The organism is Flexithrix dorotheae DSM 6795 (assembly GCF_000379765.1).
Classification (GTDB): Bacteria; Bacteroidota; Bacteroidia; order Cytophagales; family Flammeovirgaceae; genus Flexithrix; species Flexithrix dorotheae.
This window is the reverse complement of record NZ_KB903451.1, coordinates 60557-74248: the sequence shown is the minus strand read 5'-3', so window position 1 is coordinate 74248 and position 13692 is coordinate 60557. Positions and strand designations below refer to the sequence as shown.

Genomic DNA, 13692 nt, shown 5'->3' with positions numbered 1-13692 from the left:
CATACAAGACACAAGGATTTTCCTTGTGTCTTGTATGATTGTCTGTTCAAGAATCTTTAACTCAGTCAATTGTTTCCAATTAGGATTCAGGTAGTTTTTATTTTTGCCTTTAATAATTTTTTGATTTATGATAATTAAAATTACTAAATACTTATGGTTATTTGTGGCAATGTTTGGCTTTGCCAGTTGCCAACAAAATCCGGTTTTTACAATCGGTGGGGAAAGTGTGCTTAAAATCTGGATTGCCGATGGAGAACCTGATTTCTTAAATCTGGCAGTAAATGACCTGGTGGTAGATATAGCAAAAATTACCGGACAGAAGCCTGAAATTGTAAAAACGCAGGAAGAATGTTCGGGGAATTGCATCAGCATAGGGACGGTTTCCAATGCACCAATGAGGGCTTCCATTCCCGAAAACAGGCTAAAATCTTTGGAAGGCAAGTGGGAATGTTATTCCCTGCAAACCAATGGCAGTCAGTTGACTATTGCAGGAAGTTCTGCCAGAGGTACCATGTTTGGCGTTTATTATTTCCTGGAAAAACATTTAGGTGTTGATCCTTTTTACTGGTGGAAAGAAATTGAACCCAAACCACAAGACCAGCTTACTTTCGAAAATATTGACTACCTAAGTGAAGAACCGGATTTTAAATTCAGAGGTTGGTTCATTAACGATGAAGACTTATTGACTGAATGGAAAGATGGTGGGGGAAAGCGTGATCTGGATTACCGATTTTATCATCAGGTAGTGCATCCTGATATTGCCAGCCGTGTTTTTGAAGCGGCTGTCAGGGCGAGATTTAACTTAATCATTCCGGCCAGTTTTGTAGAAATTTTCAATCCGGCTGAAGAAAAATTATTAGAGCTGGCATCTGCAAGAGGTTTGTATTTATCCCAGCATCATATTGAGCCATTGGGTGTATCAGCATTTGGCTATTTCAATTACTGGAAGCGAAAAACGGGTGAGAAGCCACTTTTTTCTTATTATTCTGAGAAGGAAAAAGTGATAGAAGTATGGAAAGAAAGTGCCAAAAGATGGTCCAAATATCCGGATGTGATCTGGCAGATTGGTTTAAGGGGAATTGCCGACCGCCCAATGTGGCTGGCCGATCCCGGAGTTCCTCAAACGGATGCAGAGCGAGCTGGAATTATCTCTGATGCCATGCAGACCCAAATGGATATTTTGGAAGAATTAATGCCGGGAAAAAAACAGGAAGTCACAACAACATTGTGGGGAGAAGGAGCTGTTTTTAATGAACAGGGTTTATTGAAATTTCCTAAAAATACTACCATTATTTTTGCAGATAACAGCCCTGGGTGGGTAATGCCGGAGGATTTCTATAAAACGAAAAGAGAGCCACACATTAATTATGGGATTTATTATCACCATGGTTTAATCGGGCCGGGGCCACATTTAGCGCAAGGTGTTCCACCTTCTAAAACCGCAGAAATTTTTAAACTGGCTAAAGAAAAACAATCCAGTTATTACGCAATTATGAATGTGGGTAATGTGCGGGAATTTACCCTCGGCATAGCCGCTTCCCGTGACATGTTGGAGGAAATTGATGAATTTGATGGAAATGAATGGTTGAAAAACTGGTGTGCTGAAAATTTTGGGAAAGAAAATGGGGAAATGGCTTTTCAGGCTTATAAAACCTATTTCAGCAGTTATGTGGAGGATGATACACATGGCACACCCTTACTTTTGGATGGTTTGTCAAAGGGCAGAGCCTCCAAAAATCTGAGTGCAATTTTGAAAGTGGTCAGTGAGAATGGTGTTGAAAAAAAATCAGAATTTAAAAATAGAAACGATGCTTTCCTGAAATCTTTGGCAAAAGCCCATCCGGGAGGGGGAATGTCTACTGAAGAATGGCTGGTGAAATCCAGGCAGCAGGATCAGGTTTTAAAAGAAGCTTTAGTACTGACCGAACAAGCTTTGATCAAATTAGCAGGGCAGGAAGAACAGTATATGAGGACAAACCTTTTGGCTCATATCAAATTTATGCAATGTCTCACCGGCTGGGTGGTGGAAACGACTTTAGCACTTGAGGCTTTGGAAAATCAGGATTTGTCGTCTACAGAAAAACATTTAAAAGCGGCTTTAGAGAAATATAAGTTGTATGAAGAAGCAATTGAAATAGGAACGGAAGAGAAATGGGAGGATTATTACCGAGGAGAAAAGAAAATTAATGTCAAAGCCCTTAAAACCAGGACTGAGGAAGTGTTGGAGCAGGTTCAGTTGAAGTTGTGAGGTTTTAAATGTGATTAATTTTTTCAGCTTTCTATGTATGCTTACCCCGTATGAAATACGGGGCTTTCCTTGTTTAACCCTTTACAGTGTTTTGTGCTTATTTAATTCTATTCAATTAGGTTAAACAAAATCTTAAGTAAATATAAAAGTCCTGAAAGTGCAGCAATTAGTGGAAGGGTTTTCTTGTAAAAATTTGCAAATCTGAGGGGTTCAAGATTCATGAATTTATATTTATTTGTAATGGATTCTATCAAAAACGGGTAGTTTTCATAAGCAACTTTTGGAAACACAATTATTTTTCCAGCATTGGTTTTTAGCCTTATTTGTTGATGGAGAGAATGGAATTGGTCTACAACTTCATTTAATTGATAACCTTCAATTTCGGAATGCGTGTATTCAATTTTCTGAATGGAAAAATAACCTTTTAATTTAATTTTATCTGAAGAAATTTCAACATTCATGTAACCTTTATCAATCATCCAGCATATTAAAAGACTTATACCAATAAAGCATGTTGCAAGAATTCCCATTGGTGTATCGAAATGTTTACTGGAAAATAGAAACACAGAAAGACTCAGAAAAAGAAATGCAAGGCCAAGAAAATAATAAGGTATATTCGGTTTAATTATTATTGATTCCTTGTCTTGCATGTTTTTTTATTCCCCAATCAATTCTGCATTTTCACTCTCAAAAAATGGAATCTGAACCTGCCATTTTTTTCCTGCTGATTTCACTTCTATATTAACCTGCTCTTCATTTTCCTGTATAATTTTAGCCTTAATTTTTGGTGTTTCCTTTTCTGAGGGAAAAAGTAACCAAACCATGGTTGCATTTCCATCGATATCAGTGCTGTATTTACTGGCTACATTGGGTTCATAAATATTATATTCTTCACTGTACCAGCCTTGTATTTCAGGTTCTTCCTGTCCTTTTATAAATGAAAGATCAAATTTTTGTTTCCCTACCGGAATGACAGCCAGATTACCTTTTTCATTATTGGTTTTTACGATGGAATGCTCCTGCGCAACCAAACATTCAGGATGCCAGTGCCATAAGGCATCAATTTTTCTGTGTTGGTCGGTAAGAATTCGGTCTACTACTACCCAAAACTCTCCACGGACATAAAAAAGGGCCCGTTGGTGTTTTATTTCCCCCTTGGTATCCTGGAAATTGCTGAAGGAATTGGTGGCATAATCAAAATCATCAGTTATTTTATAATGAGTTTTGCTTACCGGTGCCTCAGCCAGTTTAGGGCCGGGAGCCTGGCCTTTTCCATCTATTAAAATCAGGTTATGCCCTGCCGAACTTTTGGCATATGGCCTGAACTTAATTGCTGTTTCGCCTCTGTAGGCAAATCGTCCGGCATCTACCAGAAGATCCCGTCCATAAGCTGAAATGGAGAGGTGTAATTTGTCATTATGCTGGTGTCCGCTTCCCCAAGGACCAATATCGAAAAATGACCAATGTGCATTTTCATCGAAACCACTTCTGGAAATTAAATGCCCTGCCCATGGGTAAAAGTAAGATGGACCATCCTTTGGTTTTTCACCACTCTTTCCATTCGTAATGATGTATTCCCAGTCTTTTTTGTGATAAGTATTTATCCCATCCATAATGATTCCCCTATCACTGCCTCTATCCCCATCGTTATTTAAAATTCTAAATCCATCCGGGCGAACCACATGGGCAATATAACTAAACATGGCTTCAATGGTTTCATTAAAAAATGGAGGAAGAGGCTGGTTGGCCTGATCACAGATTTTTTTGAACAACTCAAAGTTTCGCAGGGCTACATTATGGTAATGGGAAGTCAATTCTGTTTGGGTTCCATCCCCATAAACCTGTTCCTTCATGCTTTCCGAGATGGTAGCAATGGCATATTTCAACCATTCTCCTGAATTTTTATATTCTGGAAAATTGGTGGCTACCGTAGCCAAAGCCGATATTTCCATGGTTAGCCAGTTATTTTGCGCATGGAATTGCCGGTTATAATGGGCATGGTCCGGCAAACTGCTTAGCATCAGCAATTGAGTGGCAGGGGAGAAATTATCATTATTCAAAAAACCATAAAAGATAACAGACCACACTTTTGCCCGGGCTGCTACTTCCAGCCCTCTCCATATGGAAGTACCGCTTTTTTTAGCTGGATAAGGCATGCTTTTAATGATAAAATCTCTTAAAAATTCATCGATGTATTTGGCATACTTCGGATTTCCTGTTTCAAAATAAGTATTGAACAAGCTCCTGATCTGGCTGTGACGATTGGAAAGCCATGCCCATTCAGCATCATTATTTGGGCCTTTATAATACCAGTCACGATGACCATCTTCTCCAAATGGCACTTGTCCCCTCACATTTTGTACAATAAAAACATTTTCCAAAGTGGTATCTTCAGCGGCAATAGTTCTATCAGAAACTGCAGGTTGTGTTTTTCTTAAATATGCAGCAGTATTTCCATTTTTGTAATAATCCAGTAGGTTTTGACATGCCTCAACCAAATTGTCATTTTCATAAGCAGATTTAACCTTTTCCATCCCTTTATGTTCCAGATCGAATTGATCGAGCATGGTTTTCATCACCTTAGGATAGCTTTCACAAACATCCTCAACAGTAATAATCTCCTTCCAATTCTTCTGGGCAAAGGTTTTTTCTGCATTAATAAGGATTATTCCAAACAGGAAAATATTCATTATAAATTTTGTCATTTGTTTAAGTTTTTTTTGAGCAGGAAGAGAGAGAATTATTCCTATCTAATTTAATTGGCTTTCTTTATTTTTCTATTTACATAAAAATCATCACCCCAGTGGTTGTGCAAGAACGAACTCATTTCTTTTACTTTTTCGGCAAATTCGGGAGATTCAGCGAGATTATTTAATTCCAGAGGATCATTGGAATGATCGAAAAGCATCCTGGCTCTTACCTGATCTTCTTTATCCAGCCATTCGGTATAAAATAAATTTCCTTTTACCAAAGTGACCCCATCATGGAATTTGGAGATGGCAAAATCTTTTGTCCTGTTCAGGCCATTTATTAAGGGGACAAGACTTTCTCCGTCCGTATGTTCGGGAATGGGTAAGCCCGCCAGTTCACTTAAACTGGGGTAAATGTCAATAAATTCGGCAATGGCACTGGTATGTTTTCCCGAGGTTTGTCCGGGAACTTTAAGTATTAAAGGCACATGAAGAGACGATTCAAAATTACAATGTTTGCACCAGAGCTGATGATCACCCAAATTCCAGCCATGATCACCCCATAGAATTACAATGGTATTTTGATCGAGTTCCAGGGTTTTTAAAGCGTCTAACAATTTCCCAATTTGAGCATCTGTGTAACTTACGCTGGCATAATAACCATGGATAAGTTTATTAGCCAATTCATCTGAAACCGGACCTTTTTTGGGTACACCGGAATAATGTCTCAGTTCTCCAAAATTGTGATAGGCTGCTTTAGGGGTAGTTTCCGGTTGCAGGTAATTTTCGGGTAAAGAGATTTGAGTGGAATCATATAAATCCCAATATTTAGCTGGTGCATTAAAAGGCAGATGAGGTTTTAAAAATCCTACCGCCATAAAAAATGGCTCACCTTTTTCCTTCAGTTTTTTTAAATCCTGAACGGTTTTATCTGCAATTTTTCCATCATTGTAAGCCGAGTCAGGAACATTAGCATTTTCATAGGGATAGCCTCTTTTTCCCTCAGTATTGTCAATTTCCACATTTTTATCAGATGCAAAATCTCTCGGAGAAAGCGCACCGGCAGGTTTCCAGACTTCATTCCAGGCCATTTTATCATCGTCTTTGTGATGATAAATTTTTCCATTGGAAATAGTGGTATAACCATTATTTTTAAAATGTTTGGGAAGGGAAGTCACTCCGGGATAATCTTCATCAAGATAGGTACTGTAGCCAATAAAACGATGTCTGCCTGGCCTGATACCCGACAAAAGACTCGCTCTTGAGGCCCCACAAACAGGAATATTACAATAAGCACGATCAAAGACTAGGCTTTCAGCAGACAGTTTGTCAATTGCCGGAGATTTGATATGCTTTGCGCCATAAACTCCAAGCTCTGGTCTCAGATCATCAACCGCAATAAAAAGGATGTTTGGTTTACCCGCTTCCGATTTTTCCGTTTCACTTTCCTTTGGGTTCTGGCAGGAGAAACTGACCAGCATAGCTATAATTAAATAGCCACATAGGAAGTTGTTCCGATTTTTCATTTTCGTTTTAGTTTCAATTTATTTAGTAGAAATCCCTCAAAATAGGATTCCTAAAAGTAGTGATTTTTTTGAAATAGTCAGCTTTAATAGGGAGGGTTATACCTGTTAAAATTTACCTGGTTTCTTAAAAAAACTGATGCATTACCACGGGAATTTTAAGTTTTTTAATCACCAAACCTGGAGGATCCGTGCTTTTTTTTCTACTGATTTATCAAAAAGGAGCTCAAAAACAGGCGATTGTTAAATCAAGGCCATTTTTTGGGAGGAATGAGTTGTAGGGAAGGATAAACCCCGCTTTACAGCTCATATGTTGACTTTTTGTTAGACAAATCTGGAAAATGTTCAGTTTTCGTTCAGTGCTTTTTCTTGAAAAAATCTCTGAAAAGGTGAATTATTGTCAAGGCTATTCAAGCTAATTTCCCCAACAGGACCCCAATCCTTTCAGGGCAATTATTTTATAACAGTTAAATATGATTAAATGAAAAGATCTATTACAAAATGGAAAAGATGGATTTTATGTATCCAGTTGATTTTGTTCGGATACCTTGCGCATGCACAGGAAACAATCTCCGGTAAGGTAACAGGAAACGAAGGGGAACCTCTCCCCGGAGTGAGTGTAATTATTAAAGATTCAGGAAAAGGAACGGTCACGGATCTTGACGGTAATTTCAAATTAAATGTCACAGAAGAGGAAAATATTTTGGCTTTCAGCTTTATCGGTTTTATTTCTCAGGAGGTAGTATTAAATGGAAGAACCCGGTTGGAAGTTGTTTTGGAAGAAGATATAAAACAACTTGAAGAAGTTGTGGTGGTGGGTTACGGAACGCAAACTAAAAAAGAAGTAACCGGTGCAGTGGCCACAGTGAAGAACGAAGACATGGTAGCTGTGGTGGCTTCAGATTTTACCAAAACCCTTCAGGGACAGGTTGCGGGTATCAGTGTGGTAGAAAGTAGTGGCAGACCCGGGGATCAGGCCAATATCCAGATCAGGGGGTTGGGTTCAATCTCGAGTTCTTCCTCTCCGCTGTATGTGGTGGATGGTATTCCCTATCAAAGCAATCCAAATATTGCTTCTGAAGATATTGCCACTGTGGATATTTTGAAAGATGGTGCTGCAGCAGCAGTTTATGGTACCAGAGCTTCTAATGGGGTAATTCTGATTACCACCAAAAGAGGGGAAGCAGGCAAAACAAAGGTGAATTTTTCTTCCTACTATGGTGTGCAGAACATCACTTCAGGAACACCATTAATGTCCACCCCGGAGCATTTGTATGTGGATGAAATGATGAACAGGGCAGAAGGAAGTCACTCTTCAATTCTGTATTATAATCCTAATGCGATGGATTACAATACTGATTTTGTAAGTTCTATCGTGAATGACAATGCGGCCATTCAAAGCCATAATTTGACGATTTCAGGAGGAAAAGACAATGTTACTTTTAGTCTAAATACTAACTATTTCGGACAGGATGGAGTGATCATTCAGTCAGGCTACGAAAGATTTTCAACAAGGGCGAATACCACCTTCATAAAAAGGAAAATTTGAGGCTTTTGTCAGTTTAGGTATTCAAACTTCCAATAAGGAAGTTGAACCATGGGGATTATATGAATTTGCCATTTTTCAGGGCCCATACAGACCTCCGTTGAATTCCCTTCCAACCACAGATAATGCAGTAGTTATTCCCGGAAATAACCCTGATCATGTAGGATATTTTTCCAGATTACTAGACCAGACAGATTTAAGGGAAGATAATGCATACAACCTGGCGGGAAATATTAAATATGAATTGGTTAAAGGTTTAACCTATCAGCTTAATGTAGGTTTGAATCAATATAATTATCAGCGACAATTCTGGCAGCCACAGTATCTGGTTTATAACCAAGATGGAGATTTAAATGAATTAGGCAGTAGGAAACAGGCTATTTTAAATGAAGATTTCAATTTCACCAAAAAGACCACATTGGAAAATATGTTGAGGTATGAAAAAGAAATTGGCGTACATAAATTTTCTTTAATTGCCGCTTATACTTACGAAAAGTTTGATTACAAATTTGTAACTGCTGAAAAAAGGGATTTCATCAGTAACGATGTGCAGGTGTTTAATGGAGGCAGTGAAATGACCAAGCTTAATGGAAATAATACAACCAATGTATTGATTGGTAAGCTTTTCAGAATGCAATACAACTACAATAACAAGTATATGCTTTCGGCCAGTGTAAGACATGATGGCTCTTCGAAATTTGGAGAAGAAAAAAGGTATGCACTTTTCCCTGGAGTTTCTGTGGGATGGAATATTAGTGAAGAAAATTTCTTGAAAGGGGTAGAGGTAATTGATAACCTTAAATTGAGAGCAAGTTATGCAGAAGTAGGTAATGAGGGAATTAGCCCTTATTTATATGCCGGTTATATAGATGCCAATGTGGATTATGTGTGGGGACCAGAGTCTGGTGATGTATTGAGCAAAGGTGCAATCCAAAGAGGTTATGCGAACCCAATTGTAGGATGGGAGTCTAATATTTCCAGAAATATTGGATTAGACTTAACCATGTTCAATGGTAAATTTAACTTCACTACCGATTTATACCGCAACAGTAAAAATGACATGTTGCTGAATGTATTGTTGCCGGCATCTACAGGTACTACCATTCCAAATGACTGGTCCAATACTTACAATACCAAGGTTTCCAACATTGGGGATATGATTAATGAAGGGCTGGAGATTACTGCTTCTTACCGAAAGCGAACAGCATCTGGATTGAATTTTAATTTGACAGGAACCTTCACTAAAAACATTAATGAAATTACCAACCTTGGTGATTTGGAAAGTATTCCTTTGCAGGATAGTAAACCAGGTAACTGGAGAGCCAACCAGCAGGATATAACAACCTACATGACACCAGGTTATGAGGCAGGTGCTTTCTTTTTAATTCCAACTGATGGGATTATCAAAACAGAAGAAGAATTAGCTACTGTAAAAGAATACATGCCTAATGCCAGATTGGGAGACTTGAAATATCTGGATCAGAACGGAGATGGAAAAATTGATGATGAGGATAGGGTTTACAGTGGCTCGGGAATGCCAAAATTTGAGGCTGGGCTTAAATTCGGGGCTGATTACAAAGGATTTGATTTTAATGTTCATTTCTTCTATTCGCACGAAAACAAAGTTTATAATGGTGCCAAATTATTTGCCTACAGTATGAAAAGACACAAAGACATGTATTACATGTGGACTGAGGCTAATGCAAATTCTGATATAATGGCGGCCAGACCAAACTCAGAACACGATAATTTCAGGTCGAGATCAGACTTTTTCCTTGAGGATGGAAGTTTCCTCAGAGTGAGAACATTATCGTTGGGTTATACTTTCCCCAGAGAAATCTTCAATAACAAAATTGACAGATTGAGACTTTATGCCAGTGCTCAAAACCTATTCACTTTTACCGATTATGAGGGTTATGATCCGGAAATTGGAGGAAATGGTGTATCAAACAGAGGTATAGATAAAGGTAGTTATCCGGTATCCAGAAAAATAATGATGGGTGTTCAGATTGGCTTCTAATCTGATTGATTTCTCAAAATATTTACAATGCAGATGCTTAAAAAATTATAGCTGGTATTCCATGGGCAGGAATGGATAGTTTTCTCAAATGGAGGAGCTGGCATAAAAAAATAAAATATGAAAAAATTAAGATATTTAATCATTTCCCTCACAGCGGTTCTGGTATGTATGAGTTCTTGTGAGGATGAATTGGAGCAGGTAAATCCAAACGCCATCACCACAGGTTCTTTTTGGAAAACCGCTGATGATTTCGATAAAGGTTTAAATGCCGTATACAGTGCTTTACAGTTTCCTTCGGTAAGTGGAAGTGAAATAACAAAAAACATGTTGAGAAGTGACCTGGCTGGAACTGAAAGCTGGTATGGAAACCATCTGCAGTATACCAATTTAACCTGGAATGATGCTTCTGACTTTGTTTCCACCAGATGGTCTCAGCTATATATTGGAATTTTCAGGGCGAATCAGGTTTTGGATAATATAAAGAATGAAGGCATTACTGGATTAACAGAAGAAGAAAGGGTTTTAATTGAAGCTCAGGCCAGATTTGTAAGAGGAATTAACTATTTCTGGTTGGGTTATTCTTACAATGGAGCAGTGATTCACGATGAGGTGGCGATAAGTGATGATGATTTGAAAAAACCATTTTCCAATTTAAATGAAGTCATTACTACCATGGTAATTCCGGATTTGGAATTTGCGTACAACAACCTTCCAAAAACCTGGGATGATTCTCAGGACTTAGGAAGAGTTACCTGGGGAGCTGCTGCGGCTATGTTGGGAAAAACATATTTATACAACAAGGAATGGGATAAAGCTGCCAACTATTTCAAGCAGGTGATTGATGAAGGCATTTACAGACTTACTACTGATTACATGGAGAATTTCACTTTAGAAGGGGAATTCAATTCAGAATCCATTTTTGAAGTGGTTTTTTCTGACAATTACAAAGCCGGAGCTGGGGGAAATAATCATGATGATGTGCATGGAAATCCCGGTTCTGAAGCCACTTCCATTGCCAGTAACTTTGCCAGCATTGTGGGTGCCGGAGGTTACAATTCCTGCATGCCTTCTTACTGGTTACAAGAGCTTTTTGTTTCCGGTGATTCCATAGATGTGTCCAATCCTGATAATTTTGGAAAAAGATATTCTTCAAGAACTTTTGCCTCCATAGTGGTAGAATTTGGTGATGGTGAATATTACAATGCGCCTTTAACCACTGATCCAATTACCGGAGAGAAAAGTAAGGCAAACTTTAATTATGGGCAGGGTTCTAAAGTGAAAAAATGGACAAATTGGTATTGGGCTGATTCAGAGGATGCCGCTACAGGGGCCAGAGGGGGAATCAATTTCAGACATATCAGGCTGGCTGATGTTTATTTGATGTACGCTGAGGCCATTTTGGAAAGGGATGGAGATGGTGCCGTGAATGAAGCCATGACTTACATTGATATGCTCAGAGAAAGAGCAGGAGTAATTACCCTTCAGCGTTATAGAGAAATCCATGGAGGGCAAATTCCTCAATTGCATGTGTCCAAATTCGCTAATGGTTTATCTGAATTTCCTTTAACTGCAGTGAACAAGGATGCTTTAATGACACACCTCAGAATGGTGGAACGGCCATTGGAACTGGCATTTGAAGGACACAGATGGTACGATTTGGTCAGGTGGGGTATTGTGAAAAATATTTTTGATGAAAGAAGGGCTGAAGAAGTAAAAATTGAGCAGCAATTGGGGAATCCAATTCCGGCCACTCAGCCAAAAATTTATCCATTGTTCCTGAATGAAAGAGTAAGATTGGATTTCGTTGTTCCAGCTGCGAATTACTCCAGTGCAATTCATGATTATTTCCCGATTCCTTCCATTGAGGTGCAGTCGAATAATAACCTTAATTAAAAAAATTACAGGTGGTTGACTGGCGGATGTAGTCAAAATAAAACAGGTTAGGAGCTAAATTCAGAAGGTTAAGATTACTAATCCACATTTGGCTTTCGTTAGCACTGACTTTCCGCTTGTCGCCCTGGCCCGAAGGGGATTTAATAACTCAAAATAAGAAGAAAATGAAGAAATATATAAATAAATTATTGGTACTTACAGCTTCCTTATTGGTCCTTTGGGCTTGTGAGGAAGAGTATATTGCACCTACAAGTGAACCAAATCACGTTTACATTACCACTTCCTTTGGTACGGTAGAAAGCAGGTTGCAGATCAATGGAGAAATGGATTTTATCGATCTTTCCAGAGGTGTAGTCAGCAGGAAGTGGACTTTTCCTGAAGGTGTGGTAGAATTGACAGGAGAAGAAAATAATGTGACTTCTGAAAAAGATCTGGTAAAAGCCTCCTTTTTGAAAGCAGGAGTTTATGAAGTAAAAGTGGAGCAGACTTTTGCAGGAAATGTTTTCATAGGAGATGATCCTCAAAGTGTCAATAAATACGATACAACTATCGTGGTGACTGTACTAGACAGTATCAAAGCCAATTTTGAATCGAGAAGAGCAGCGGATAATTCTGTTTTGGTAAATGCGGACGGGGCTTTAAATGAAGTGATTGCAGGAAGAGATATTATATTCGAAACCAAATCAACAGGAGAGCCTTCCGATTTGAACTGGGTATTCACCAGTGCAAGTGGAAAGGAAATCAATATAAGTGGTGCATCTGTTACCCATAAATTTAGCAGCATGGAAGCTTTTGACATTACCTTAATTGCTTCCAGTAATTTAGGAGCAGATACCATTTCTTATAAAAACTTTATGAATGTAATTCCATCTACCGATCCAGTTGATTTAGTTGGGATTACTGCCAAAGAAAATGTAATTGGGTTGGTTTACAGCCGGGACATGTTCAATCCTGCTACCAATAATCCTGAATCAATTTCCCTGACCGTTACAAATAGTGGAGTAGATTATCCGGTAAATGTGACTGGTTTTACACTGGATCCACTGGCCAACAATATCGTATTGTTAAGCCTTGATGCGGATATTTATAACAGTGATCTGATCACCTTGAATTATGATGACACAAAAGGTAATTTAAGGACACTTGATGGAGTAAATGCTTCCTCAATAACAGATGGGCAGGTTGTTTTCGAAAAGGATAATTTACTTGCCACTACCAGTTTTGATTTGGGATTCGAAAATTCTACAAATGCCAACTGGCCATACCTGTGGTGGGGAGGAGTATGGGAAAATTACAATTTTGAAGTTTCATCTGCATTGCCTTATGAAGGTAAAAGCAGTGGTTATGTGGTGATGGAAGCCGGGGGAGGAATGATCATGGGGCATAGAGATGATTCTGGTACAGATATAACCTTCCCATTGGAAGGAGGAAAGACTTACGAAGTGGGTTGCTGGATATACATGGAATCTTTGGGTGACAAAACCTCTATACCAGATTTGAGGTTCTATTGGTCGCCTAATACCGACTGGGGAATAGGTGGAGCATTTTTCGATGCTGATTTCCCTGAGGGCCAGTGGGTTTATACTTCAACTCAGGTAAAAGCAGCAGCAAGTGATAATTATTCTTTTATGATTAGAGGTCATAATGAATTCAATTCTCAGGAATGTAAATTCTATATGGATAATATCACGGTGGCAGAATTGGATTTGAGATAATAACCCACCATTCGATCACTTAAAAACGGGAAATGGTTCATCATTTCCCGTTCATTT

At 38.6% G+C, this 13692-nt stretch carries 8 protein-coding genes; 5 read left to right on the top strand and 3 right to left on the bottom strand.

Annotated features, from left to right (window positions below):
* The first annotated feature begins 127 nt into the window (after nucleotides 1-127).
* Complete coding sequence (locus tag A3EM_RS0121365; RefSeq protein ID WP_020530290.1) at nucleotides 128-2248, top strand: glycosyl hydrolase 115 family protein; 2121 nt, start codon at nucleotides 128-130, stop codon at nucleotides 2246-2248.
* Between the two features lie 107 nt (nucleotides 2249-2355).
* Here A3EM_RS0121365 and A3EM_RS0121360 read toward each other — a convergent pair whose 3' ends face one another.
* The 3 genes from A3EM_RS0121360 to A3EM_RS0121350 form a co-directional block, all read right to left on the bottom strand.
* On the bottom strand, nucleotides 2356-2778 hold the full coding sequence (locus tag A3EM_RS0121360) for a hypothetical protein (RefSeq protein WP_157638014.1): 423 nt from the start codon (nucleotides 2776-2778) through the stop codon (nucleotides 2356-2358).
* 126 nt (nucleotides 2779-2904) lie between these two features.
* Nucleotides 2905-4953 carry an alginate lyase family protein gene (locus A3EM_RS0121355; protein WP_026210486.1) on the bottom strand — a complete coding sequence of 683 codons (2049 nt, stop codon included), beginning with the start codon at nucleotides 4951-4953 and terminating at the stop codon, nucleotides 2905-2907.
* Nucleotides 4954-5003: 50 nt separating this feature from the next.
* Complete coding sequence (locus tag A3EM_RS0121350) at nucleotides 5004-6464, bottom strand: sulfatase (RefSeq protein ID WP_026210485.1); 1461 nt, start codon at nucleotides 6462-6464, stop codon at nucleotides 5004-5006.
* A 478-nt stretch (nucleotides 6465-6942) separates the two neighbouring features.
* Here A3EM_RS0121350 and A3EM_RS47350 point away from each other — a divergent pair, with 478 nt between their 5' ends.
* The 4 genes from A3EM_RS47350 to A3EM_RS0121330 all read left to right on the top strand — a co-directional run bounded on the left by A3EM_RS47350 (nucleotide 6943) and on the right by A3EM_RS0121330 (nucleotide 13635).
* Complete coding sequence (locus tag A3EM_RS47350; protein ID WP_052323377.1) at nucleotides 6943-8010, top strand: carboxypeptidase-like regulatory domain-containing protein; 1068 nt, start codon at nucleotides 6943-6945, stop codon at nucleotides 8008-8010.
* A 97-nt stretch (nucleotides 8011-8107) separates the two neighbouring features.
* On the top strand, nucleotides 8108-10027 hold the full coding sequence (locus A3EM_RS47345; RefSeq protein ID WP_052323376.1) for a SusC/RagA family TonB-linked outer membrane protein: 1920 nt from the start codon (nucleotides 8108-8110) through the stop codon (nucleotides 10025-10027).
* A gap of 117 nt (nucleotides 10028-10144) precedes the next feature.
* Nucleotides 10145-11920: a RagB/SusD family nutrient uptake outer membrane protein gene (locus A3EM_RS0121335; protein ID WP_026210484.1), complete on the top strand. Its 1776-nt coding sequence runs from the start codon at nucleotides 10145-10147 to the stop codon at nucleotides 11918-11920.
* Nucleotides 11921-12084: 164 nt separating this feature from the next.
* Nucleotides 12085-13635, top strand: a complete 1551-nt coding sequence (locus A3EM_RS0121330; protein WP_020530283.1) for a hypothetical protein — start codon at nucleotides 12085-12087, stop codon at nucleotides 13633-13635.
* Nucleotides 13636-13692 lie beyond the last annotated feature (57 nt).